This window comes from Blastococcus sp. LR1 (assembly GCF_020166105.1).
Lineage (GTDB): Bacteria > Actinomycetota > Actinomycetes > Mycobacteriales > Geodermatophilaceae > Blastococcus.
In genome coordinates this window covers 138,463-162,753 of sequence record NZ_JAIUJY010000007.1, presented here as the reverse complement: position 1 = coordinate 162,753, position 24,291 = coordinate 138,463, and the positions used below count along the sequence as shown (strand labels likewise).

Sequence of the window (24,291 nt, the reverse complement as noted above, 5' to 3'; positions counted from 1 at the left end):
CCTCTCCTGGCTCACCTGGTGTCGTCCTGGCTCACCGTCGATCGTGAGCCAGGACGCCTGGTGATCAGGAGACCTGATCGTTCCGGGAGGCGGCCGGCGGCGAGGACGACGACGTCGCCACTCCGCTCGAGCGGACCGCCGGCGGGGTCGTCCACGCCCGGCCAGCTGGTGCGGACGACGTCGCGGTCGGGGTCCAGCACGTCCCGCACCACGAGCGCCATGAGCGCGACGACGGCGACGTCGCGGAGCACCACGGCGAGCAGGAACCACTCGACGTCCACGCCGCGGGCGTCCGGCCCCAGGTACCAGAGCAGCCGGGGAACCCACAGGAGCGCCTCGGTCGCCTGCCAGAGCAGCAGCGACCGCCAGCGCGGCCGTGCCAGCACGGCCAGGGGGAGCAGCCACAGCGAGTACTGCGGGCTCCAGACCTTGTTGGTGAGCAGGAAGACCGCCACGAGGAGGAAGGCGATCTGGGCCACGCGGGGCCGGACGGGCGCCGCGAGCGTCAGCCACCCGACCGCCGCCACCCCGGCGAGCAGCGCCACCGCAACCAGCGCGTTGAGCACGACCGGCGTCTGCCCCTCGGCCAGCGGGCCGTCGAGGATCCCGTCGTCGGTGAGGTGCAGCGCCAGGTTCCACAGCGAGTCCGGATCCGCGGGGCGGACGCTGTTGAGCCGGAAGAAGCGTCCCCAGTTCTCCGTCGCCAGCCACGCGACGGGCACGTTGACCAGCGCCCAGGCCCCGGCCGCCGCCAGCGCGGTGCGCAGCCACACGCGGAGCAGCCCTGCCCGCAGGCAGAGCAGGAAGAGCGCGCCCAGGAGGAAGGCCGGGTAGAGCTTCGCCGCCACGCCGAGCCCGATCAGGACCCCGGCCAGCACGGGACGGTTCCGCGCCCACGCCCACATCCCGAGGGTCGCGAGCGCCACCGCGAACAGGTCCCAGTTGGTGAAGGCGTGCACGACGAGCAGGGGCGAGAGCCCGATCATCGCCGCGTCCCAGGGTCGCCGCCCCGCCAGGGCCAGCACCGCCCGGACGACGAGGAAGGCGCAGGCGGTGAGCAGCAGGCAGGTGACCACGTAGTAGCTCTGCACCGGCGGCACCGACGGGAGCGCCGCCGAGACGGCGGCCATCCGGTCGTAGGTCCCCGAGACCGCCGCGGCGGCGGCCATGAAGCCGCCCGTCAGCACCGGGTACTCGACGTCGCTCTCCAGGTAGGGGAGCGCGCCGTCGTCGAGGCCGTGCAGGCCGAACAGCGGCACGGTGTCGGAGTAGCAGAAGTGCGTGTACTGGACCTGCCCGGTCCAGTCCCCGTCGGCGCACGGCGCCTGCTTCACCCACGCGACGGCGAGCGCCAGCACGGCGAACAGCAGGCAGATCCGCAGCGGCGTCCAGAACAGCGCCCGCCCCGTGACGGCGAACCGTCCCCACGGCCCGCCCACGGCCTCGCTGGCCTGGCGGACGACCGGATCGGTCCAGGACGGCACCACCCGGTCGGGGGACGGCGTTCCACGTGGAACGACCACGGGCCCGTCCGCGGTGGCGGACGGGCCCGTGGGTGCGGTGCTCATGCGAGCAGTGTGCGGGATGGCTCAGCGGTTCCCGGGGGGCAGGACCGGCTGGCCGGGTGCCGGCTGGCCCGGGGCGCTCCCGCCACCGCCGCCCGGGTTCGTGCCGGTGCCGTCGCCCGTGCCGCCGTCGCCCGTGCCGTCGCCCGTGCCACCACCCCCCGTGCCGTCACCCGTTCCCGTGCCCCCGCCCGGATTGCCGGTGTCGGCCGGCCGCGTGGTCACCGAGGGGTCGTTCGGGGCGTAGTCCTGGCTGTCCGGGACGCCGTCCCCGTCGCTGTCCCTCGGCTGCGTCGGCCGCGTGGTCACCGTGCGGTCGTTCGGGGCGAAGTCCTGGCTGTCCGGGACGCCGTCCCCGTCGCTGTCCACGACCACCGGCTGCGTCGGCCGGGGGGCCGGGGCCTCGGTCGTGGGTGCGGCCACGCCCTCGCCGCTGTCCCCGCGGATGAGCGCCTTGTCCGGGAGGTCCTCCTTGGGGGTCCCGGACAGCACGGCGTTCATGAACCGCTGCCAGATGGCACCGGGCAGCCCCGAGCCGTAGATGATCCGCCCGTCGACGGTCTCGATCGGGTCGCTGGGTGAGTCGTTGCCCATCCACACCGCGGCCGAGATCGACGGCGTGTAGCCCACCATCCAGGCATCGGAGTTGTTCTCGCCCTGGCCCTGCGTACCGGTCTTGCTGGCCACCTCGCGGCCGCCGTCCAGCGACCGCTTCGAGTAGGCCGCCACACCCTTCGTCGCCACGGTCACGTCGTTGACGACGTCGCTCTGCAGCACCTGGTCCCCGGGCTCACCGGGGTTGTCCACCAGCACCGTGCCGGCGCTGTCGGTGACCTTGGCGATGAAGTGCGCCGGCCGGTAGATCCCGCCCGCGGCCAGGGTCGCGAAGCCCTGGGCCTGGTCGATCGGGCGCATCTCGTACTCGCCGATGCCGATCGAGGAGCCGGTGGTCCCGCTCTCCCCGCTGGCCAGGGTCCGGTCCCCCTTGAGGTTGCCGCCCTGCCACGTGTCCGGCAGCCCGGTGGCCGCACGGATGGTCTCCCGCACGTTCTCCGGGCCGACCTCGTAGGCCAGGCCGTAGTACGTGGTGTTCAGCGAGCGGGTCATGGCCTCGGTCAGGGTGCAGGCCGGGCAGCTGGCGCCGCCGGAGTTGACGACCGGCAGGCCCGGGCGGTCCTCGAACTCCTGGTTGTTGCTGCCGTCCCGACGAGCCTGGATGCCGATGCCCTGGTCCAGCGCCGTGGCCAGCACGTAGGGCTTCACCGACGAGCCCGGCTGGCGCTGGGCTTGCGCGTAGTCGGTGCCGACGCCGTCCTGGCCGCCGTAGTAGGCCACGATGCCGCCGGTGCGGGGATCGATGGCGACCAGCGCCTCCCGCAGACCTTCCGGCTCCCCCTCCATGACCGCCTGGACGCTGGCGGCGGCGGCGTCCTGCGCCGGCTTGCTGATCGTGGTGGTGATCCGCAGGCCGCCGGCGTTGATCTGCTGCTCGGGGTACTCGAGCGCTTCGAGCTCGCTGCGGACCTGACTGACGATGTGGCCCTCGGGACCCGTCGGCATGCCAAGGGTGGCACCGCCCTTGGGCAGCACCGGCGGGTAGACCGAGGCCTCGCGCTCGCCGTCGGTGAGCCAGCCCTCCTCGACCATCGCGTCGAGGACCAGGCCCCAGCGGTCCTGGGCGCCCTCCGGGTTGACCTCCGGGTCGTAGGCCGACGGGCTGCGCACCAGGACGGCGAGCACGGCGCCCTGCTGCGCGGTGAGCTGTGCCGCGGGCACGCCGAAGTAGGTGTTCGCCGCGGCCTCGATGCCGTAGGCGCCGCGGCCGTAGTAGATGGTGTTGAGGTAGTTCTCGAGGATCTGCTCCTTCGAGAAGTTGTTGTCCAGCTTGATCGCCAGGAAGAGCTCCTGGAACTTGCGGCTGAACGTCTGCTCCGACGTCAGGAACGCGTTCTTGACGTACTGCTGGGTGATCGTGGAGCCACCCTGGGTCGAGCCGCCGCTGACGTTGTTCCAGGCGGCGCGCACGATGCCGGTGAAGGAGATGCCGGGATCGGTGTAGAAGCTGCGGTTCTCCGCGGCGAGCACCGCCCGCTGCGCCGGCTCGGAGATCTGGGCCAGCGGCACGTTCGTGCGGTTCTCGTCGCCCAGCCGGGCCATCTCGGTGACGCCGTCGGAGTAGTACATGATCGTCGTCTGCTTGGTGGAGACCGAGTCGGGGCTCGGCACCTCGGTGCTGGCGTAGACGACGCCGACGAACACGCAGAGCAGCGCGAGCATCCCGCCCATCACCGCGGCGGCGATCTTCAGCCGGCGCTTGCGCTTCTGCTTCTTGCTGCGCGCGGCCTTGCCCTTCGTGGCCGGGCCCTTCGTCCCCGGGCGGGCCGGCGGACGACCCGACCCCGCGGCCCCGGAGCGCGCGGCGGTCGTGCCGCCGCGGGACGCGGTCGTGCCCCCGCGGGAGGCCGTGGTGCCGGCACGGGGCGGCACGGGCGGACGCCCGCGGCCACCGGCCGGCGGCCGGCCTGCGCCGCCGCCTCCTCCGCCGGTGCTGCGGGTACGCGTGGCCGACGGTCGGCGGACCGACCCGGACCGCGGCGCGACGGGCGAGGTCTCGTCGTGACTGGGCACGAGCACACCCCTTCCTGACTGTCATGGGCGCCGGGCACCTGCCCGGACGCGGTGGAGCGTCTTCAGCTGTGGAGCGGGTCGGACCCGCGAGGCCGCCGGTCCCGTCCCGCGTGCGCGGGCCGGAGACCGGCCGACCGACTACTTCTCCGTGGCCACCCGGCGGCGCCCCCGCCGGGACTGGCGCCCCGGCTCGGGCTCGGCACCGAGGACGTAGGAGCAGTCGAGGTGGTTCCAGCCGCAGCTGCGGCACACCTCGACGCGGTACACGGAGAACTCCTCCTGGGCGGCGTCCATGCGGGCGAGCTCGGCCTCCGTCTTGGCCTGACCTGCCACCGGCCCGAGGCGGTCGCCGTACACGTAGCTCACCAGTGTCACGCGGTCCCGGCGGCAGACCGGACAGGTCACGTCCGTCTGCTGCCCGTGGTACTTCGCGGCCCGGGAGAGGTACGGACTGGCGTCGCAGACCTCGAACAGACCGGCGCGCCCTGCGTGCACGTCGGCGAGGACGGCTCGCCGCTGCAGCGAGTAGTCCACGACGGATCGACGTCCGGGCACGGGCGCCAATGTACGCACGGCGCGTCGCGGATGGGGTCTCCCATGCGGCGACATACGCCGCGCTGCGCACCATGCGCCCCGACCGTCCCGCGACGACGGGCGCATACGGGCCGATGTATCGTGGCGATACATCGACACGGAGACGACGGGAGGGCGAGATGCTCGAGTTCGCCATCCTCGGTCTGCTGCACCAGTCCCCGATGCACGGGTACGAGCTGCGCAAGCAGCTCGCGGCCGTCCTCGGCGGGCTGCGCAGCATCTCCTACGGCTCGCTGTACCCCGCGCTGCGGCGGATGCAGGCGGCCGGGCTCATCACCACCGATGAGCCCACCCCGCGTGCCCTGCTGCCGGCCGACGCACCGCCGCTCACCGGACGGCGCGGGAAGGTGGTCTACACGATCACCGCGGAAGGCAAGGAACGCTTCCACGAGCTCGTCGGCCAGACCGGCCCGGAGGCCTACGACGACGACGGGCTCTTCGGGGTCCGCCTGGCCTTCTTCCGGCACACGGCCCGGGACGCGCGGCTGCGGATCCTCGAGGGCCGCCGGCGCACGGTCGAGCAGCAGCGGGAAGGGCTGCGAGCCTCGCTGAGCCGGACCCGCGAGCGGCTCGACCGCTACACCCTCGAGCTGCAGCGGCACGGCCTGGACTCGGTGGACCGGGAGGTCCGCTGGCTGTCGGAGCTGATCGATTCCGAACGCCGGGAGGGCGAGGGCGGTTCGCACGAGCCCCCCGGCACGACCTGAACCAGGCGGCGGGGCCAGGCCCCTCCGTCAGTCATCACCGGACCGCTCGCGGTTCACGTACACCGGACCAACGGTCCAGGGAGAAGGAGAGTCATGGGGTCAGTCAAGGTCGCCATCGTCGGCGTCGGTAACTGCGCCGCCTCGCTCGTGCAGGGCGTCGAGTACTACAAGGACGCCGACGAGACGGCGTCCGTGCCGGGGCTGATGCACGTCCGGTTCGGCGAGTACCACGTCTCCGACATCGAGTTCGTCGCCGCGTTCGACGTGGATGCCAAGAAGGTCGGGCGTGACCTCTCCGAGGCCATCGTGGCCAGCGAGAACAACACGATCAAGATCTGCGACGTCCCGCCGCTGGGCGTGACCGTGCAGCGCGGCACCACGCTCGACGGTCTCGGCAAGTACTACCGCGAGACGATCGAGGAGTCCGACGATTCTCCGGCCGACATGGTCACCGCCCTGCGCGAGTCCGGCGCCGACGTCCTCGTCTGCTACCTCCCCGTCGGATCGCAGCAGGCCGCCGAGTTCTACGCGCAGGCCGCGATCGACGCCGGCGTCGCCTTCGTGAACGCGCTGCCGGTCTTCATCGCCGGCACCAAGGAGTGGGCGGACAAGTTCACCGCCGCCGGTGTGCCGATCGTCGGTGACGACATCAAGAGCCAGGTCGGCGCCACCATCACCCACCGTGTGCTCGCCAAGCTGTTCGAGGACCGCGGCGTGCAGCTCGACCGCACGATGCAGCTGAACGTCGGTGGCAACATGGACTTCAAGAACATGCTCGAGCGCGAGCGCCTGGAGTCCAAGAAGATCTCCAAGACCCAGGCCGTCACCAGCCAGGTGGACCGGGACATGGGCAAGGACAACGTGCACATCGGCCCGTCGGACCACGTGCCGTGGCTCTCGGACCGCAAGTGGGCCTACGTCCGCCTCGAGGGCCGCGCGTTCGGTGACGTCCCGCTGAGCCTCGAGTACAAGCTCGAGGTCTGGGACTCCCCGAACTCGGCCGGCATCATCATCGACGCCGTCCGCGCCGCGAAGATCGCCAAGGACCGCGGGATCGGCGGCCCGATCCTGTCGGCGTCGTCGTACTTCATGAAGAGCCCGCCGGTGCAGTACGACGACAGCGAGGCCCGCGACGCCGTCGAGGCCTTCATCGCCGGCACCATCGAGCGTTAAAGGACCGGCCTCCCCCCCACGCCTCGCACGCTCGGCGCGGGACCCTGAAGGCCGGCCGTTCCAGACAGTCACCGGGGCCCGCATCTCTCAGGGGATGCGGGCCCTGCTGCGTTTCCTGCCCGGCGGAGGGAGCTGCGCTCCCTAGGCTCCCGGGCATGCCCGCCCGCCGTCCGCTCGCCACCCGGGCAGGGACGGCGGCGCTCGCGCTGCTCCTCCTCGCCGGGTGCTCCGCCGACGAGCGCTCGCCGGGGGAGGCGATCACCGAGGACGAGGCCGCGACACTGGCCGAGCTGCTGCACCGCAACCACGAAGAGGGCGGCGCCGACTTCGTCGTCTCGGTGCCCTTCGGCGACGACGCCCTGCTCGAGCTGACCGGCGAGGTCGACTTCGAACGGGGGGTCGGCCGGGCCCAGGCCGTGACCGTGGTCGACGACGAGGAGCGCGACTCCCGCACCCTCTTCTTCGACCGCGACGAGCTGTGGTGCGGCGACGTCCCCGGGCTGGCCGACGCCCTGGCCGCCGACGGCGCACCGGACGCCGCCTACCTCCGCCGCGAGCTCCCCGCCGACCCGGAGGACCCCGAACTCCTCGACGTCCTGGTGGCGATGCTGCTCAACCTCGCGCAGCCCGAGGCCGACGACCCCGCCCTCTTCCTCGACGGTCCCTACCGCTGGCAGGCCGAGGAGCCGATCGACGGCCGCCCGACGGTCGTCTACCGGCTCCGCGAGGGACGCAGCGTCGCGGTCGACGCGGGGGACCAGACGCTGGTGCAGTACCGCGCCACGCTCCCGGACAGCGGCCTGGACGTGACGCTCACGCTCGCCGACCACGGGACCCGGCAGGTGACCCTGCCGACAGCGGCGGAGACGGCGGCCGCGGCGGACCACCCGAAGGTGGCGAAGGCGTTCGGCGTGTGAAAAAGGCCCCTCCGAGGAGGGGCCGAAAAAGTGGGAAGGGCGGTCTCTTCCCCAGACCGCCCTTCCCGACGTCCTTCTTACCAGACCCGCCGCGGTCGCGCAGCCCTTCGCGGGCGCGTCGGACGATCAGTTCGCGGCGGGGTCCGCGGGCGCGGTGGAGAGCACCGCGAGACGGCCGGTCTGGCGGCCCATCACGTCGCGCCACAGCTCCGGGCCGGACAACTGGCTGAGCACGTCCCCGGAGGAGCTGGGCACGCACGCCCAGGCGCCCTCGGCGATCTCCCCGGCCAGCTGACCGGGGGACCAGCCCGCGTAGCCGGCGAACACCCGCAGCCCGGTGAGCCGGCCGGCCAGGGCCTCGGGGTCCCCGTCGAGGTCGACCAGGTGCACGTCACCGGCCACCGGCCGGAGCCCGGCCGCCGGGTCCGGCTCCCCGGCGGTGGCCAGGCACAGCGCGGTGTCGGTCTCGCACGGGCCGCCGACGTGGAAGACCCCCGGTTCCACCGCGAGGTCGCACCAGCCGGGCAGGACGTCCCGGATCTGCACCTGACTGGGACGGCCGAGGACGACGCCCAGCGTCCCGGTGTCGGAGTGGTCCAGGACGTAGACGACGGTGCCGGCGAACGTCGGGTCCTGCAGCGAGGGCATGGCCACCAGGAGACTGCCCGCGCTGACGTCGTCGAGGCAGCCGATCGACAGCGCCGGAACGGCACGCACGCGGCGGCGGCCGGTCACGGGCCGAGGCGGCGGACCGGAGTCGGGATCGGGCGTCGCGGGCACCGGGGACATCTTCCCCAGTGTGCCCCACCGAACGGCCCCGGGTACGGCCCGAGCGCGCGGCCATAGGCTGCCCGGGTGGCCAGGGCGGGGACGGCGGTGCGCTCGCTGCTGGCCCGCCGGGACTTCCGCCGGCTGCTGGGCACCCGCCTGCTCTCCCAGTTCGGCGACGGCGTCCTCCAGGCGGCCCTGGCCGGCACCGTGCTGTTCAACCCGCAGCGTGCCGCCGAGCCGGCCGATGTCGCCGCCGCGTTCGCGGTGCTGCTCCTGCCCTACTCGCTGGTCGGGCCGTTCGCCGGGGTGTGGCTGGACCGCTGGAGCCGGCGCCAGGTGCTGCTGCGGGCGAACCTGCTGCGTGCGGTGCTCGTGGCGGTGGTCGCCGCGACGATCCTGGCCGGCATCGACGGACCCGCCTTCTACGCGGCCGGGCTGGCGGTCTTCTCCGTCAACCGGTTCATCCTCTCCGCGCTGTCCGCGGGGCTGCCGCACACGACCGACCAGGCCTCCCTCGTGCCGGCCAACGCGCTCTCGACGACGTCGGGCTCCGCCGCCACGGTCGTCGGCGGCGCCGCGGCCCTGGTCCTGCTGCCGCTGACCGGCTCGGGCGACGCCGGGTACGCCGCGATGGCGCTGGCCGCCGCGCTGCCCTACCTCGGCGCGGCGGCGGTGGTGTCCGGGTTCGACCGCGCGTACCTCGGCCCGGACGACGTCGTCCGCACGGCCCGGCTGACGGTGGGCCAGGTGGCCGCCGGCATGGTCTCGGGAGCCCGGCACGTCTGGCGCGATCTCCCGGCCCGGGCCGCCCTCACGGTCATCGGCCTGCACCGGTGCCTGTTCGGGATCCTGACGCTGATGACCCTGCTGCTGCACCGCGGCACCTTCACCGCGGGTAGCGGGCTCTTCCCCGGCGGGCTGACCGGCCTCAGCCAGGTGGTCGCCGCCGGTGCCGTGGGCACGGTGAGCGCGGCGGTGCTGACCCCCGTCGTGGTCGACCGGTTCGGCCGGCAGGCCTGGACCGTCGCCCTGCTGGTCGTCGGCGGGCTCTCCCAGCTCGGACTCGGGCTGCTCTTCCACCCCGGCGCCGCCGTCGCGGCCGGCTTCCTGCTCGGCTTCCTGGGCCAGGGCGTGAAGATCTGCGTCGACAGCACGCTCCAGGAGCGCGTCGACGACGCCCACCGCGGTCGGGTGTTCTCCGTGTACGACACGGTCGCCAACGTCGGCTACGTCGCGGCGGTCGCCGCCGCCGCGCTCGTGCTGCCGGCCTCCGGCGTCTCCCGGCCGGTGCTGGCAGTGGTGGGGGCCGGGTACGTGCTCGCGGCGGTGCTGCACGTCCGCATGACCGGCCGCGCGGCCGGGAGCGACGCCGGCCGGAGGCTCCGGAGCTAGAGGTCGGGCACGCAGGGGCCGCTGCCGAGCGCGGTCAGACCGGTGAGGTCGCCGGGGGCGAAGTCGGTCACCGCCCGCCGGGCCTCGGGGTACATCAGCTCGTCGTCGTCGTCGACGTGCGCCAGCCCGACCAGGTGGCCGAGCTCGTGCAGGACGATGCCCCGGACGGTGGCCGCGCCGTCGCGCTCGCCGAGGATCTCCGGCAGCTGCACGGCGTCGAGGGCCACCGTGCCGCTCACGAACACCTTGGGCCCGTCCCCGAGCGAGACCGCGGCGCTCCCTGCCTCGCCGACGACGTCGCCGGCCAGCGCCGGGTTCTCCGCATCGCTCTGCCAGCCGATCAGCACCGGCGCCCACTGGTCGCCGTAGCGCTCGGGCTGGAAGACGGCGCGCTCGGTCGTGAGCGGCTCGTCGGTGTAGCCGTCGAAGGCGAAGGTCAGGCCGGTGACCGCGGAGATCCGCTGCACCGCCTCGCCGATCAGCTGCTCCCCGCCCGGCGGCGCCGCGTCGGGGCGCAGCACGTAGTGGATGGTGCGGCACGGGTCGTAGGCGACCGGCGTGACGCCGTCGTCCTGGAGCGTGGTGAAGCCGTAGGTGCCCCCGACCGGGGGCGGGAGGGGGAGGGGCGCGAGCCGTACGACCTCTCCGTTCGGTGTGGGGCGGTCCGTCGGCCTGGCCGGCGGGGGCGGGGCCCCGGGGGAGGCCTGCGGCAGCGGCGGGGCCCACGGGAGGTCGGCGGGATCGACCAGCGTGGCGGCACCCGCCACGGCGGCCACGACGAGCAGGCCGCTCCACAGACCCCACCGGCGACGGCGCCGCGGTGGTGGTCCGGGGCTCCGCCAGGGCTCCGCAGGCGCAGCCAGCCCCAGGGCCTCGTCGACGATCCACTGCGGAACCCGCCCGGACGGCGACGAGGGCAGGCCGGGGCGGCCGGCCGAGGGGTCCTGCGGGTCCACGGGAGGTACTTCGGCACCCGGAGCCGGCTCCTGCAGCCGACGGCGGTCGGACTCCTCGGTCAGTCGGCGCGCTCCGCCCACCAGGCGCGCAGCGCTGCCTCCGCCACGTCGGGATCCAGCGGCCCGCGCTCCAGGCGGAGGTCCTTGAGGAAGCGCCAGGCGGCTCCGACCTCGGGGCCGGGACCGACCCCCAGGATCTCCATGATCGCGTTGCCGTCGAGGTCCGGCCGGACGCGGGCGAGGTCCTCCTGGGCGGCCAGCTCGGTGATCCGCTGCTCGAGGGAGTCGTACGTCGCGGCCAGCGCCGTCGCGCGGCGCTTGTTGCGGGTCGTGGAGTCCGACCGCACGAGCTTGTGCAGGCGGGGGAGCAGGTCCCCGGCGTCGGTCACGTACCGGCGCACCGCCGAGTCGGTCCACTCACCGCGCCCGTACCCGTGGAAGCGCAGGTGCAGGAAGGTGAGCCGGGAGACGGCCTCGACGATCTCCTTGGAGTACTTCAGCGCCTGCAGCCGCTTGCGCACGAGCTTCGCGCCCACCACCTCGTGGTGGTGGAAGGAGACCCGCCCACGCGGCTCGTGCCGGCGGGTGGCCGGCTTGCCGATGTCGTGCAGCAGCGCGGCCAGGCGGAGCACGAGGTCGGGGGACCCGCTGTCGGGGTCGGCCTTCTCCAGGTCGATCGCCTGGTCCAGCACGGTCAGCGAGTGCGTGTAGACGTCCTTGTGCTGGTGGTGCTCGTCGATCTCCATGCGCAGGGCGGAGAGCTCGGGCAGGACGAACTCGGCGAGGCCGGTGGAGACGAACAGCTCCAGGGCGGCGCGCGGGGAGTCCTGCAGCAGGGTCTTCGACAGCTCCGCCTGCACCCGCTCGGGCGTGATGCGGGCCAGCTCACCGGAGAGCGCCGTCATCGCCGTGACCACCTCGTCGGCCGGGGTCAGGCCGAGCTGGGCCACGAACCGGACGGCGCGGAGCATCCGCAAGGGGTCGTCCGCGAAGGACTCCTCCGGGGTGCCGGGCGTGCGCAGCCGCCGCGAGAGGAGGTCCCCGAGGCCGCCGAACGGGTCGGTCACGGTGCGGTCCGGGCCCAGGCTCACCGCCATGGCGTTGACCGTGAAGTCCCGCCGGGCCAGGTCGTCGGCCAGCGAGTTCCCCCAGGCCACCTCGGGGTTGCGGGACTCGCGGTCGTACCGGTCGGCCCGGAAGGTGGTGATCTCCACCCGGTCCCCGCCGATGTCCGCGCCGACCGTGCCGAACGCGATCCCGGTGTTCCACGTGGAACGCGCCCAGCCCCGGAGGAGCTCGAGCACCTGCTCCGGCCGGGCGTCCGTGGTGACGTCGATGTCGCCGGGAGCCCGGTCGGCGCCCGTGCCGGCGGCCAGGAGGGCGTCGCGGACCGAACCGCCGACGAGGTGCGCCTCGAACCCGGCGGCGGCGAACCGCTCGCCGAGTTCGGTCAGCACGGGGGTCAGCTCCACGAGCCGGCGGACGGTCTCCTGGACGGCTCCGGGCACGGGCTCGGGCTCAGGACGACTCGACGACTGCACGGACACGACGAGCCAGAGTAGTGCGCGAGCGTCCCGGCCCCGGAGCTGACTCCGAGCCCGGAGGTCGTGCTGCGCTGCTCCCGGAGCTGTTACCGGTACCCTCCTGGCATGGCTGGTACGGGCGGGCGAGGGCGCCCGGGCCGCCGGCTGCGGCGGGTCGACGAGACCTCGGCCGGGGGCCTGGTGGTCGCGGACGACGGAGTGACCGGGCCGCGTGCCGCCCTCATCGGCCGGACCGACCGCCGCGGACGCCTGCTGTGGTCCCTGCCCAAGGGGCACATCGAGGCCGGTGAGACGCCCGCCGACACCGCCGTCCGCGAGGTCGCCGAGGAGACCGGGATCATCGGCGAGGTCGTCGCTCCCCTCGGCATCATCGACTTCTGGTTCGTCGCCGAGGGCCGCCGCGTGCACAAGACGGTCCACCACTTCCTGCTGCGGGCGATCGGTGGCGCGCTCTCCGACGCCGACATCGAGGTCACCGAGGTCGCCTGGGTGCCGCTCGAGGAGCTGAGCACCCGGCTGGCCTATGCCGACGAGCGGGCGCTCGTGGAGCGCGCGCCCGGCCTCCTGGCCGACAGCGCGTGACGCGGCCGGCTGCCGCCCGCGTCGGCGGCCGCCCCGCCGCCGACGCTCCCGCCCGGCCGGGCGCGGTCCGGCGCGCTGCCGCGCTCGCCCCGCTGGTGGCCGGTGCGCTGGTGCTCACGGCTCCGCTGCCCCCGTCGGCGGGAGCCGCGCCGCCCGCGCCCGCCGCACCGGGCGACGGCGTCGTCGACCCCGAGCGGCCGGTGCGCATCGAGGTGGGCCGGTTCGAGCCCCGCACCGTGACCCCCGGCTCGCTGATCACCGTGACCGGAACCCTCACCAACACCGGCCCGGTCCCGATCACCGACCTCTCCGTGCGCCTGCAGCGCGGCGACGTCCGCACGAACCGGGCCCAGCTCGCGGCGTCGATCGACGACCCGGACCCGGCCACCACGGTCCTGGCGTCCTTCCGGGACGGGCCCGAGGACCTGGCCCCCGGCGACAGCGCCGGCTTCAGCTACACGGTGCCCTCCGACGAGCTCCGGCTGGAGCGCGACGGCGTGTACCCCGCGCTGCTGAACGTCAACGGCACCGTCGACGGCGACGAGCAGCGCCGGGTCGGCGAGCTCTCGACCTTCGTCGTCCAGCAGCCGATCGAGCCCACCGCCCGCGCGGCGGTGGCCTGGCTCTGGCCGCTGTCGGAGCCCAGCCACCGCACCGCGTCGGGGGGCTTCGCCGACGACGGGCTGGCAGAGGTCATCGCCGAGGGCGGCCGGCTCGACCGCGCGCTCGCCGTGGTCGAGCGGCTCCCGGCTGCGGCGGCTCCGGGAGAGCCGGCGGCGCCCACGCTGTCGGTGACGCTGGCCATCGACCCCGCCCTGGTGGAGGAGCTGTCGATCATGGCCGACGGCCCCTACGCCGTGGACGGCGAGGAGGACGCCGGAACCGGCACCGAGGAGGCGCGGGCCTTCCTCGAACGGCTGCGGAAGGTGGCCGATGCCCATCCGGTGGTCGCGCTGCCCTACGGCGACGTCGAGCCCGACAGCCTCCAGCTCGCGGGCCTGGCCGGCGTGATCACCCGCAGCCTCCCGGGCTCGCCCGACGGATCGGCGCAGGACCCTCCGGGCGCTGCTCCCGAGCCGGCGACGCCGACCGCCGACGGAGCGGCTCCCGCGGACGAGGAGCCGGCGCGCACCACCGGCGCGGGCTCGGTCGTCCTCGACGAGGTCCTGGACGTCACGCCCGCCACCGACCTGGCCTGGGCCGCGGACGGCACCTTCGAGCCGGCGACGCTGGACACGCTGCACGAGGGTGGGATCGAGCGCGTGGTGCTCGCCGGCGACGCCCTGACCGACGGCGCGTCCGCGGTCGGCCGCGACGCCTCCGACGCCGTCGCGCACACCACCGTGCCCGTCGCCGACGGCACGCTCGACGTCCTGGTCGCCGACCCCACGCTCACGGCGGTCGTCGGCGGTGCCGAGGACATCCCGGGCGGCCCCCGCCTCGCGGAGCAGCGCTACCTGGCGGAGCTGGCGGCGCTCACGCTGCAGTCGCCGCCCGGGAGCGAGCAGACCCTCCTCGTCGCCCCCCCGCGGGACGTGCGCGCCGGCCCCGACGGCGCCGGCGCGATGATGGCCGACACCGCCGGCCTGCCGTGGCTGCGGCCCTCGACTGTCACCGCGCTCGGTGACGTCCCCGCCGCGGACGCCGGCACCGTGACGATCCCGGCCGGCGAGCGCCGCCTCGACCCCCAGGGCGTCGCCACGCTGGCCGAGGCCGTGCAGGTCCGCAACGAGCTGGCCGACGCCGTCGTGGGAGACGCCGGGGTCGCCCTCCAGGCCTACGACGCCGGGATCGCCCGCAGCGCGTCGACCCTGCGCACCGACGATCCGGCTGCCTTCCTGGCCGTCGCCGGAACGGCGCGCACCGCCGTGGAGCGGCTCCGGGAGCGGGTCACGGTCGTCGCCCCCGCCGACGGCACCTACAGCCTGGCCTCCAGCACCGCCCCCCTGGTGCTCACCGTCGACAACGACCTGCCCTTCGCCGTCGAGGTGCTGCTGCAGGTCCGCACCCGGGGCAGCCGCGGGCTCTCCATCGCCGACATCGGCCTCCAGACCCTGGCCCCCCGGGAACGGACGACCCTCTCCGTGCCCACGGAGGTCCGTTCGTCCGGCGGCTTCGCCGTCACCGCCGAGGTGACCACGCCGTCGGGTGGGCCGCTCGGCCAACGGGTGGACATGCAGGTGAAGAGCACCGCCTACGGCCCGATCTCGCTGTCCATCACCATCGGTGCGGCCTCCCTGCTGGGCCTGCTCTTCCTGCGCCGTTTCGTGAACCTGGTCCGCCGCCGGCGACGGGGCGCCGTCGCCGGCCCCGCGGAGATCCCGCCGCCGGGTCTGTCGGCGCCGCCCACCCGGAGCCCGGTGTGACCGACCGCCCCGACGTGAGCGACCGCCCGGCGACGGGCGGCGGGGCCGAGGAGCCGCCGGCCCGCGAGGAGCGGCGTCCCCGGTCGGTCCGCATGCCCCCGCCCCCACCCGCCCGGCCGGCTCCCGCCCGCCGGAGCGGCGCGCCGCTGCCGCCGGCGCCCTACCTGGCGACCCCGCCGCAGGACGCCGCCATCGCGCCGCACCCGCAGGCGGAGTCGCAGCCGGCCGACGACGTCCGCCGTCTCCCGGGCGCGCAGGGCCCTGACCGGGTGCTGCCCCCGCCCCCGTCCCCCGCCCAGGCGGCGCCGCGCCCGGATGTGCCCGCACGGGCCCAGCGTCCGGCCCCCCCGCTGCCGCCGATGCCCCCGATGCGGCACCGCTGGGTCCCGGCGGCGGACGAGACCCAGATCTTCCCGATCACCGTGCTGCCCCCGGTGCCCCGGGCGGCCTCCGACACCGATCAGGACGTCGAGGACCGCGAGGGCACCCCGGGCGCGAGCGGCGGGATCCTGCGGGCCGCCGGCACCATGGCGGTCGCGACGCTGGTCTCCCGCATCACCGGCCTGCTGCGCACGATGGTGCTCGCCGCGGCGCTCGGCGTCGCCGCGGTGGGCGACGCCTACAACACCGCGAACACGCTGCCCAACATCGTCTACGAGCTGCTGCTCGGCGGCGTGCTCGCCTCCGTCGTCGTGCCGCTGCTCGTGCACGCCCAGGAGCGCGACCGTGACGGCGGCACCGCCTACGCCCAGCGGCTCAGCACCATCGCCATCAGCGGGCTCCTGGTCGTGACGGCGCTCGCGGTGCTCGCCGCGCCGCTGCTCACCCGGCTCTACGGGATCGTCGACGACCCCGAGCAGGTGGAGCTGGCGAACTGGCTGGCGCGGATCCTGCTGATCGAGATCGTGTTCTACGGCATCGGCGCCCTGGCCCAGGCGATCCTCAACTCCCGCGGGGTCTTCGGGGCGCCCGCCTGGGCGCCGGTGCTGAACAACGTCGTCGTCATCGCCACCGGCGTGCTCTTCCTGGCCGCGAGCGGCCCCGGGGACCTCACGCCGGCCACGATCACCCCCGGCCAGGTGTGGCTGCTCGGCGTCGGCACCACCCTGGGGATCGCGCTGCAGGCCTGCGTCCTGCTGCCGCTGCTCCGCGGCGTCGGCGTGCCGCTGCGCCCCCGCTGGGGCCTCAGGAACACCGGCCTGCGCGAGGCGGGCAGCCTCGGCGTCTGGGTCATCGCCTACTCGGGGGTCAGCGCGATCGGCGTCGCCGTCGCGATGCGCATCGCCAACGAGGCCCGGCGCGAGGGCGGCCTGGGGTCGCTGGCCTTCGCGAACGCCAGCCTGCTGTTCCAGATGCCCTACGGGATCATCGGCGTCGCCCTGCTGACCGCCCTGCTGCCCCGCATGAGCCGGGCCGCGGCCCGCTCCGACGTCGACGGCGTCATCAACGACCTCTCGCTGGGCACTCGGCTCTCCGCGCTCGGCCTGCTGCCGGTCACCGCCGCCCTCACCGTGCTCGGGCCGGCGCTGGGCATCCTCGCCTTCGCGCGCGGCGAGACCTCGGTCGAGCAGGCGGAGGGCATCGGCACCGCGCTGGCCGTGGGCGCCTTCGGGCTGCTGCCGATGGCGGTCACCCTGCTGCAGCTGCGGGTCTTCTACGCGATGAAGGACGCCCGCACCCCGACGCTCATCCAGATCGGGATGGTCGCCGTCCGGGTGCCGCTGCTGTTCGTCGTGCCCGCCGTCGTGGAGCCCGAGCAGGTCGTCGCCGGCCTGATGCTCGTCACGAGCATCACCTACGTCGCCGGCTGGGTGCTCGGTGACCTGGCCCTGCGCCGCAGGCTCGGCGGACTGCGCACGCGCGAGACCTTCCTGCCGGTCCTCAAGGTGGCCCTGGTGGCTCTCGCGGCGGGCCTGGCCGGCCTCCTTGTCCGGATCGTGACCTCCGACCTGGGCGGACGCTCCGCCACAGGGTCGCTCCTGCAGGTGCTGATCGGTACCGTGGTCATCGGTGGCGTCACGGTGATCGGACTCGTGGTGGCCCGTGTTCCGGAGGTCCGGGAGCCCCTGACTGCGGTCAGGGCCCGGCTGGGGCGGGGCCGGTCATGAGCCGCCCGCCGGAGCCGACCGTGCCGGAGCAGCCGCCCCGGCGGCCGGAGCAGCACAGGGAGTCGACAGTGTCGATGGCGTCCACGACCACCGGCCTGCCCGACCGCTACCGCCCGATCGACCAGATCGGCCCCGACGAGACCACCCCCACCGGGACCATCCAGTGTTGGCGGGCCAAGGACCGGGTACTCAACCGCGACGTCGCGGTGCGGGTGCACACCCCCGCCGGGCCCGCGGCGCACGCCTGGATCACCCGGGCGCTGACCGCCGGCGGTCTGGCCACCCCCGCCCTCGCGATGGTCTACGACGCCTCCGAGGGCCGCGAGGGCCAGGACGACGCCCCCGGTGGCGCCGCCTACGTGGTCAACGAGTGGATCGACGGCGAGACGCTGACCGACCGGCTCCGATCCGGCCCCATGCCCGAGCGCGAGGTGCGGCTGGTCCTGCGCCGGCTCGCCGAGGGCGTCGCGGAGGCGCACAAGGCCGGGCTGGCCGTCGGCGGCCTCAGCCTCGACAACGTCGTGCTGCGCCCCAACGGCCTGGTCGGCCTGCGGGCGGTGCCCGCCGCCGCCGGCACCTTCGACGGCGACGTCGCCGCGCTGGGCGAGCTGCTCGAGGCGTGCCTCACCGGAACCGGCGCCGCCGCGCAGAAGCTCAGCGGCCCCTCCGACCTGGTCGCCCTCGCCCGGCGGGCACGCTCGTCCGAGCCCGGCCAGGCGCTCTCCAGCGTGGCCGCCATGGCGGCGCTGCTGGCCGAGCGGCCCCGCGGCTCCTCCACGCCGTCGGGCTCGAACCGCACCGAGGACGGCGACGGACGGCGCCGGCGCACGCGTCGGCCCGAGTCCGACGCCGACGCCCCGGTCCGGCTGGAGCCCGGCGCCCTGCCCCCGGTCCCGCCGATGCCGGCCGTCCGACCCGTCACCAGCGGAGGCCCCCTGCCGGCCGGATCGCTCGGCGGGGACACCATCGACGCCTCGGCCATCCCGCCCCGGGAGGACGAGTCGTTCGGCATGCTGCCGGCCGACACCCGGGCCGCCGGCGACGACACGGACGACGACGAGGACGGCGCCCGCCGGCACCGGCTGGTCGTCGTCGGCCTCCCGCTGCTCGCCCTGGCCGTCGTCATCGGTCTGGCGTTCTGGTTCGGCTCGAGCGTGCTGTCCGTGACCGGCTCCGTCGACGACACCGAGGGCTCCCTCCCCTCCGCCTCCGCGCCGGCCGGGGGCTCCGAGGAGCCGGCGCCCGCCGCGGGACCGACCGCGGAGATCACCGCCGCCTCGGTCTTCGACCCCTTCGGCGACGGGGAGCCGGAGAACGACGACGAGGTCCCGCTGACCTACGACGGCGACCCGGCGACGTCCTGGTCCACCCTCTCCTACCGCGGCTCCCCGGCCTTCGGGAACCTGAAGCCCGGCGTCGGCATCCTCTACGACCTCGGGAGCAGCCAGTCGCTCTCCGGCGTGACGCTCTCCTCGCCCGTTCCCGGTGCGACCGTGGAGGTGCGTACCGGCGAGAACGAGGGCGCGTCCCTCGACGACTTCGAGGTCGCCGCCGACGCCACCCTCGAGGCCGAGAGCGAGGTGACCTTCGACGGGCCGGTCACCGCCCGGTACGTGCTGGTGTGGGTCACCGGCCTGGTCGACGCCGCCGACGGCTTCTCCGCCGGGCTCGCCGAGGTCTCGGTGCGCACCGCCGGCTGACCCGCTCCCCGGCGGGTGGACACGGGGAATGCCGCCCCTACGATCCTCGTTGTGGACCCCGTGAGCACCGAGAGCAACCCGAGCCCGGGCCCCGCCGTGACGACCGAAGAGATCGTCGACCCGGTCATCCCGCCGGCGGAGCACGACGGCATCCGCGACCTGATCATCATCGGCTCCGGCCCGGCCGGCTACACGGCCGCCACCTACGCCGCGCGCGCCAACCTGCACCCCCTGGTGTTCGAGGGCTCGCAGTTCGGCGGCGCGCTGATGACGACGACCGAGGTCGAGAACTTCCCCGGTTTCCCCGAGGGCATCCAGGGCCCGCAGCTCATGGACGACATGCGCACGCAGGCGGAGAAGTTCGGCGCCGAGCTGGTGCCCTCCGACGTCACCGAGGTCGACCTCACCGCGAACCCGAAGGTCGTGAAGGTCGGCGACCAGGTGCACCTCGCGCACGCCGTCATCGTCGCCACGGGGTCCAAGTACAGGTACCTCGGCCTGGACAACGAGCAGCGCCTGCTCGGCCGCGGCGTCTCCGCCTGCGCCACCTGCGATGGCTTCTTCTTCCGCGACCAGGACATCGTGGTCGTCGGCGGTGGCGACTCCGCGATGGAGGAGGCCACCTTCCTCACCCGCTTCGCCAAGAGCGTGACCGTGGTGCACCGCCGCGAGGAGCTCCGGGCCTCCAAGATCATGGTCAAGCGCGCGCAGGACAACGAGAAGATCCGCTGGGCGCTGGGCAAGCAGGTCACCGACGTCATCGGCGAGAACACCGTCTCCGCCGTCCAGCTGACCGACACCACGAGCGGCAGCACCGAGACCGTTCCGGTGACGGGGCTGTTCGTGGCGATCGGCCACGATCCCCGCAGCGAGATGTTCGCGGGCCAGCTGAAGCTGGACGACGAGGGCTACGTGCAGGTCGAGCACCCCAGCACGCGCACGAACATCGACGGCGTCTTCGCCTGCGGTGACGTCGTCGACCACATCTACCGCCAGGCCATCACCTCGGCCGGCACCGGTGCCGCCGCCGCGATCGACGCCGAGCGCTGGCTCGCCGACACCTTCGACGAGCGCTGAAGCCCCGCCCGGGTACGCCCCGGGCATAGATCCGCCCCGCCCCCGGTTGGACCGGTGGGCACCACGAGCCACTCGATCTGAGGGAGAACCACCATGGCAGGCAACACCGTGACGGTCACCGACGCCAGCTTCGCCACCGACGTGCTGGGCAGCGACAAGCCCGTGCTCGTCGACTTCTGGGCGGAGTGGTGCGGCCCGTGCAAGATGGTCGCCCCCGTGCTGGAGGAGATCGCCTCCGAGCACGGCGAGAAGCTCACCATCGCCAAGCTGAACATCGACGAGAACCCGCAGATCGCCCGCGACTACCAGGTCATGTCGATCCCGACCATGACGGTCTTCCAGGGCGGCAAGCCGGTCAAGAGCATCATCGGCGCCAAGCCCAAGGGCGCGATCCTCAACGACCTCGCCGACTACCTGTGAGCCGCGGCCCCTCGCGGGCCGCTCACGCTGAGTAGTTCCCAGGCCCCACCCGTCCTCCGGACGGGTGGGGCCTTCGTCGTGATGGAGGGAGCGACACGGCCCCCGGTGGGCCGCTCGCAGATGGAGGGACGACAATCGGTGACACGATGGGAACCGACAGCCGCATGCAGATCCTCAGGCGGGGAGACCGTGGTCCAGCGGTGGCTGATGTCCACGCCGCCTTGCGCAGCCTGGGCCTCCTGCCGCCGGCCGCTTCCGACGGCGTCGAGGCGCCCCTGGAGGCCGCTGAGTACGACGCCCCCACCGAACTCGCCGTCCGCCACTTCCAGCAGGTCCGCGGGCTGTCGGTGGACGGCCGGGTCGGCGAGGAGACCTACCGCGCGCTGAGCGAGGCCCGCTGGTCGCTGGGTGACCGGCTGCTGCGGTTCGACCCGGAGCGCCCCATGCGCGGCGACGACGTCACCAACCTGCAGGAGCGGTTGCTCGAGCTCGGGTACGACGCCGGGCGGGCCGACGGCATCCTGGGACCGGAGACCGAGACCGGGCTGCGCGCCTTCCAGCGCGACTACGGGCTGACCTCCGACGGCACCTGCGGGCCGGCCACGCTGCGTGCGCTCCGCCAGCTCGGCCGCAAGGTCACCGGCGGCCGTCCCCAGCTGCTCCGCCAGAGCGCCATCTTCGTGGAGAGCGGTCCGCACCTCATCGGCCGGCGGATCGTCGTCGACCCCGGCCACGGCGGCCCCGAGAGCGGGTTCGCCGCGGGGGAGACCACCGAGGCCGACCTGGTCTTCGACCTCGCCTCCCGGATCGAGGGCCGGCTGGCCGCCGCCGGCGCCACCGTCTACCTCACCCGGGGACGATCGCAGAACCCCGACCACGCCGAGCGGACCAGGTTCGCCAACGACGCCCGCGCCGACCTGTTCATCTCGCTGCACATGGACGCGCACGACTCCGAGCACGCGCGCGGCGTCGCCGGCTACTACTACGGCACCGGGTCCGGGGCCTCCTCGACGGTGGGGGAGGAGTTCGCCGATCTCGTGCGCCGGGAGGTCGTCGCGCGCACCGGTCTGCTCGACCTCGGGTCGCACCCCAAGACCTGGGACCTGCTGCGCATGACCCGGATGCCTGCCGTGCGGCTGGACTGCGGATACCTCTCCCATCCGGTGGACCGGCTGCTGCTGCTGGACGCCCGCGTCCGCAGTGCCATCGCGCACGCCGTCCTGGCCGCCGTGCAGCGCCTCTACCTCCCCGCCGAGGCGGACCCGCCGACCGGCACCTTCCAGCTGCCCACGGGCGTCTGAGCCGGATCCGGGCGGGCATACACTCCTCAAGGTGGTCACCCTCCCGCCCGGCACGCCTGCCGGACCCGGTCAGCCGGGCACGCACCTGAGCACTGGTGCGCAGCCCCACGTCGTTCCGCGTCATCCGCGGCTGGACCCGCTGGCCGACCGCTACGCAGCACGCACGCACGGGATGCAGGCCTCGGAGATCCGCGCCCTCTTCTCCGTCGTGAGCAGGCCGGAGGTCGTCTCCCTGGCCGGAGGCATGCCCGCCGTCACCGCGCTGCCGCTGGACGCCGTCGGCTCGATGATCGGCGAGCTCGTGTCCGGGATGGGCGCGCAGACCCTCCAGTACGGCTCCGGCCAGGGCGACCCCCGGCTGCGCGAGCGGATCTGCGACGTCATGGCGCTCGAAGGCATCACCGACGCCTCCCCGAGCGAGGTCGTCGTCACCGTCGGCTCCCAGCAGGGCCTGGATCTGATCACGCGGGTGTTCTGCGACCCGGGCGACACGATCCTGGCGGAGGGGCCGTCCTACGTCGGCGCCCTCGGCGTCTTCCAGGCCGCCCAGGCCCGGGTCCGGCACGTCGCCATGGACGACGACGGGCTCATCCCCGAGGCGCTGGAGGAGGCGCTGGCCGACTGCCGCGCCGCCGGCGAGCGGGTCAAGTTCCTGTACACGGTGCCGAACTTCCACAACCCGGCCGGCGTCACCCTCTCCGAGGAGCGCCGCGAGCGGGTCATGGCCATCGCCGAGCAGCACGACCTGCTGATCATCGAGGACAACCCCTACGGCCTCCTCGGCTTCGAGCAGGAGCCGCTGCGCGCCCTGCGGGCCCGCAACAACCAGCGGGTCATCTACCTCGGCTCGTTCTCCAAGACGTTCTCCCCCGGGCTCCGCGTCGGCTGGGTGCTGGCGCCGCTCGCCGTCCGCGAGAAGCTGGTGCTGGCCACCGAGGCGCAGGTCCTCTGCCCGCCGTCGCTGACCCAGTACGCCGTCGCCCGGTACCTCGACACCCAGCCCTGGCGCGAGCAGATCAAGGTCTTCTCCGAGCTGTACCGGGAGCGGCGGGACGCGACCCTCGAGTCACTCTCCGCGCTCATGCCGGCCGGCACGGTCTGGACCCAGCCGAAGGGCGGCTTCTACGTCTGGCTGAAGCTGCCGCACGGCCTGGACGCCAAGCTGATGCAGCCGCGCGCGGTCGCGGCGCACGTCGCCTACGTTCCGGGCATCGGCTTCTTCGCCGACGGCAACGGCCAGGAGTACATGCGCCTGTCCTACTGCTACCCGGAGCCCGACAAGATCCGGGAGGGCGTCCGCCGGCTGGCGCGCGTCATCGAGGCCGAACTGGACCTGCATTCCACCTTCGACCGGGTCGACACCGGTACGTTCCGGGCCATCCCCCCGGGCAGCGGCCACGACGCGGAGTCGATGGTGGGCCCGGCGAACAGCGACACCTTCGAGGACGGCCGATGAGCGAGAGCGCGCCCGCAGCAGAGCCCGCAGCAGCGACCAGGTCGCACCCGCTGCGCGCCGTCGTCCTGGCCGGTGGGCTGACCTTCGAACGGGAGGTCAGCCTCTCCTCCGGGACGCAGGTGGTCGAGGAGCTCACCCGGGCAGGGCTGGACGCCGAACTGCGTGATGCCGACGCCGAGCTGCTCCCCGGCCTGGCCGCGGCCCCGGCCGACGCCGTCTTCATCGCGCTGCACGGCGCGACGGGGGAGGACGGCGCGCTGCGTGCGGTCCTCGACCTGGCCGGCGTCCCCTATGTCGGCTCACCCGCATCGGCCTGCCGGCTGGCCTGGGACAAGCCCGCGGCCAAGTCCGTGGTGCGCTCGGCCGGGGTGACGACTCCTGACTGGGTGGCGCTGCCGCACAGCACCTTCCGCGAGCTCGGCGCGGGCGCGGTGCTGGACCTCATGGTGGCCCGGCTGGGTCTTCCGCTGATGGTGAAGCCCGCGTCCGGTGGCTCCGCCCTCGGCGTCCAGAAGGTGAGCCGGGTCGAGGACCTCCCGGCCGCCATGGTCAGCTGCTTCGCCTACGGCGACACCGTCATGGTGGAGCGGTACGTCGACGGCGTCGAGCTGGCGCTGGCGGTCGTCGACCTGGGGGAGGGGCCGCAGGCGCTCCCGGCCGTCGAGATCGAGCCGGCATCCGGCGTCTTCGACTACACCTCCCGGTACACCCCCGGCATCACCGAGTACCACGCGCCGGCCCGGATCGACGACGCCGTCGCCGAGCGCGCGGCGGCGCTGGCGGTCCGGGTGCACGAGGTGCTGGGTCTCGCCGACCTCTCCCGCACGGACGCCATCGTCACGCCCGACGGCGAGGTGCACTTCCTCGAGGTGAACGTCTCCCCGGGCCTGACCGAGACGTCGATGTTCCCGATGGCCGTCGAGGCCGCCGGACACGAGCTCGGCGACGTGCTCGCCCAGCTCCTGGCCCGCCGCGCGGAGAGCGCCCGATAACCGCATCAGCACCACACGCAACGGGGGCCTTGCGTCAGTGAC

19 protein-coding genes are annotated in these 24,291 nt (G+C 74.1%); 13 read left to right on the top strand and 6 right to left on the bottom strand.

What is annotated here, in order from left to right; genetic code table 11:
- Positions 1 to 11: 11 nt before the first annotated feature.
- From LBW97_RS19310 to LBW97_RS19300, 3 genes are all read right to left on the bottom strand, one after another.
- Positions 12 to 1,568, bottom strand: a complete 1,557-nt coding sequence (locus LBW97_RS19310) for a glycosyltransferase family 87 protein (RefSeq protein ID WP_224500995.1) — start codon at positions 1,566 to 1,568, stop codon at positions 12 to 14.
- A gap of 21 nt (positions 1,569 to 1,589) precedes the next feature.
- The gene (locus LBW97_RS19305; protein WP_224500994.1) at positions 1,590 to 4,052 is read right to left on the bottom strand and encodes a transglycosylase domain-containing protein; all 2,463 of its coding nucleotides are present in this window, start codon (positions 4,050 to 4,052) and stop codon (positions 1,590 to 1,592) included.
- Positions 4,053 to 4,331: 279 nt separating this feature from the next.
- Complete coding sequence (locus tag LBW97_RS19300) at positions 4,332 to 4,748, bottom strand: DUF5318 family protein (RefSeq protein WP_224500993.1); 417 nt, start codon at positions 4,746 to 4,748, stop codon at positions 4,332 to 4,334.
- A gap of 158 nt (positions 4,749 to 4,906) precedes the next feature.
- On the opposite strand from LBW97_RS19300, the gene LBW97_RS19295 reads away from it, so the two are divergent.
- The 3 genes from LBW97_RS19295 to LBW97_RS19285 all read left to right on the top strand — a co-directional run bounded on the left by LBW97_RS19295 (position 4,907) and on the right by LBW97_RS19285 (position 7,584).
- The gene (locus LBW97_RS19295; protein WP_224500992.1) at positions 4,907 to 5,494 is read left to right on the top strand and encodes a PadR family transcriptional regulator; all 588 of its coding nucleotides are present in this window, start codon (positions 4,907 to 4,909) and stop codon (positions 5,492 to 5,494) included.
- Between the two features lie 93 nt (positions 5,495 to 5,587).
- On the top strand, positions 5,588 to 6,667 hold the full coding sequence (locus LBW97_RS19290; RefSeq protein ID WP_224500991.1) for an inositol-3-phosphate synthase: 1,080 nt from the start codon (positions 5,588 to 5,590) through the stop codon (positions 6,665 to 6,667).
- Between the two features lie 155 nt (positions 6,668 to 6,822).
- Positions 6,823 to 7,584, top strand: coding sequence for a hypothetical protein (locus LBW97_RS19285; protein ID WP_224500990.1), 762 nt, complete (start codon positions 6,823 to 6,825; stop codon positions 7,582 to 7,584).
- 126 nt (positions 7,585 to 7,710) lie between these two features.
- Here LBW97_RS19285 and LBW97_RS19280 read toward each other — a convergent pair whose 3' ends face one another.
- The gene (locus LBW97_RS19280) at positions 7,711 to 8,373 is read right to left on the bottom strand and encodes a YqgE/AlgH family protein (RefSeq protein WP_224500989.1); all 663 of its coding nucleotides are present in this window, start codon (positions 8,371 to 8,373) and stop codon (positions 7,711 to 7,713) included.
- Positions 8,374 to 8,439: 66 nt separating this feature from the next.
- On the opposite strand from LBW97_RS19280, the gene LBW97_RS19275 reads away from it, so the two are divergent.
- Positions 8,440 to 9,747: an MFS transporter gene (locus LBW97_RS19275; RefSeq protein WP_224500988.1), complete on the top strand. Its 1,308-nt coding sequence runs from the start codon at positions 8,440 to 8,442 to the stop codon at positions 9,745 to 9,747.
- On the opposite strand, the gene LBW97_RS19270 is transcribed toward LBW97_RS19275, so the two are convergent.
- On the bottom strand, positions 9,744 to 10,703 hold the full coding sequence (locus LBW97_RS19270) for a matrixin family metalloprotease (protein ID WP_224500987.1): 960 nt from the start codon (positions 10,701 to 10,703) through the stop codon (positions 9,744 to 9,746). The two genes, LBW97_RS19275 and LBW97_RS19270, sit on opposite strands and share 4 nt — an antisense overlap.
- Before the next feature lie 59 nt (positions 10,704 to 10,762).
- Positions 10,763 to 12,211, bottom strand: coding sequence for a CCA tRNA nucleotidyltransferase (locus tag LBW97_RS19265; RefSeq protein WP_224500986.1), 1,449 nt, complete (start codon positions 12,209 to 12,211; stop codon positions 10,763 to 10,765).
- A gap of 141 nt (positions 12,212 to 12,352) precedes the next feature.
- On the opposite strand from LBW97_RS19265, the gene LBW97_RS19260 reads away from it, so the two are divergent.
- The 9 genes from LBW97_RS19260 (at position 12,353) to LBW97_RS19220 (ending at position 24,249) form a co-directional block, all read left to right on the top strand.
- Complete coding sequence (locus LBW97_RS19260) at positions 12,353 to 12,829, top strand: NUDIX hydrolase (protein ID WP_224500985.1); 477 nt, start codon at positions 12,353 to 12,355, stop codon at positions 12,827 to 12,829.
- Positions 12,826 to 15,195, top strand: coding sequence for a DUF6049 family protein (locus tag LBW97_RS19255; RefSeq protein ID WP_224500984.1), 2,370 nt, complete (start codon positions 12,826 to 12,828; stop codon positions 15,193 to 15,195). Before LBW97_RS19260 ends, LBW97_RS19255 begins: the two co-directional genes overlap by 4 nt.
- A complete protein-coding gene (gene murJ, locus LBW97_RS19250) occupies positions 15,192 to 17,303 on the top strand; it encodes a murein biosynthesis integral membrane protein MurJ (RefSeq protein WP_224500983.1) in 2,112 nt (703 codons plus the stop codon). Before LBW97_RS19255 ends, murJ begins: the two co-directional genes overlap by 4 nt.
- A 74-nt stretch (positions 17,304 to 17,377) precedes the next feature.
- Positions 17,378 to 19,003, top strand: coding sequence for a hypothetical protein (locus LBW97_RS19245; RefSeq protein ID WP_224500982.1), 1,626 nt, complete (start codon positions 17,378 to 17,380; stop codon positions 19,001 to 19,003).
- 96 nt (positions 19,004 to 19,099) lie between these two features.
- A complete protein-coding gene (gene trxB, locus LBW97_RS19240) occupies positions 19,100 to 20,080 on the top strand; it encodes a thioredoxin-disulfide reductase (RefSeq protein WP_308010517.1) in 981 nt (326 codons plus the stop codon).
- A 93-nt stretch (positions 20,081 to 20,173) separates the two neighbouring features.
- Positions 20,174 to 20,500, top strand: a complete 327-nt coding sequence (gene trxA / locus LBW97_RS19235) for a thioredoxin (protein WP_224500980.1) — start codon at positions 20,174 to 20,176, stop codon at positions 20,498 to 20,500.
- A gap of 200 nt (positions 20,501 to 20,700) precedes the next feature.
- A complete protein-coding gene (locus LBW97_RS19230; protein ID WP_308010513.1) occupies positions 20,701 to 21,801 on the top strand; it encodes an N-acetylmuramoyl-L-alanine amidase in 1,101 nt (366 codons plus the stop codon).
- A gap of 31 nt (positions 21,802 to 21,832) precedes the next feature.
- Positions 21,833 to 23,257: a PLP-dependent aminotransferase family protein gene (locus tag LBW97_RS19225; RefSeq protein ID WP_224500978.1), complete on the top strand. Its 1,425-nt coding sequence runs from the start codon at positions 21,833 to 21,835 to the stop codon at positions 23,255 to 23,257.
- Positions 23,254 to 24,249, top strand: a complete 996-nt coding sequence (locus LBW97_RS19220) for a D-alanine--D-alanine ligase (protein ID WP_224500977.1) — start codon at positions 23,254 to 23,256, stop codon at positions 24,247 to 24,249. Before LBW97_RS19225 ends, LBW97_RS19220 begins: the two co-directional genes overlap by 4 nt.
- Positions 24,250 to 24,291 lie beyond the last annotated feature (42 nt).

Bases quoted from the DNA above. Each gene is read 5' to 3' on its own strand.
- LBW97_RS19310 (WP_224500995.1), bottom strand. From the start codon at position 1,568: ATGAGCACCGCACCCACGGGCCCGTCCGCCACCGCGGACGGGCCCGTG.
- LBW97_RS19295 (WP_224500992.1), top strand. From the start codon at position 4,907: ATGCTCGAGTTCGCCATCCTCGGTCTGCTGCACCAGTCCCCGATGCAC.
- LBW97_RS19290 (WP_224500991.1), top strand. From the start codon at position 5,588: ATGGGGTCAGTCAAGGTCGCCATCGTCGGCGTCGGTAACTGCGCCGCC.
- LBW97_RS19285 (WP_224500990.1), top strand. From the start codon at position 6,823: ATGCCCGCCCGCCGTCCGCTCGCCACCCGGGCAGGGACGGCGGCGCTC.
- LBW97_RS19280 (WP_224500989.1), bottom strand. From the start codon at position 8,373: ATGTCCCCGGTGCCCGCGACGCCCGATCCCGACTCCGGTCCGCCGCCT.
- LBW97_RS19260 (WP_224500985.1), top strand. From the start codon at position 12,353: ATGGCTGGTACGGGCGGGCGAGGGCGCCCGGGCCGCCGGCTGCGGCGG.
- LBW97_RS19245 (WP_224500982.1), top strand. From the start codon at position 17,378: ATGGCGTCCACGACCACCGGCCTGCCCGACCGCTACCGCCCGATCGAC.
- trxA (WP_224500980.1), top strand. From the start codon at position 20,174: ATGGCAGGCAACACCGTGACGGTCACCGACGCCAGCTTCGCCACCGAC.
- LBW97_RS19220 (WP_224500977.1), top strand. From the start codon at position 23,254: ATGAGCGAGAGCGCGCCCGCAGCAGAGCCCGCAGCAGCGACCAGGTCG.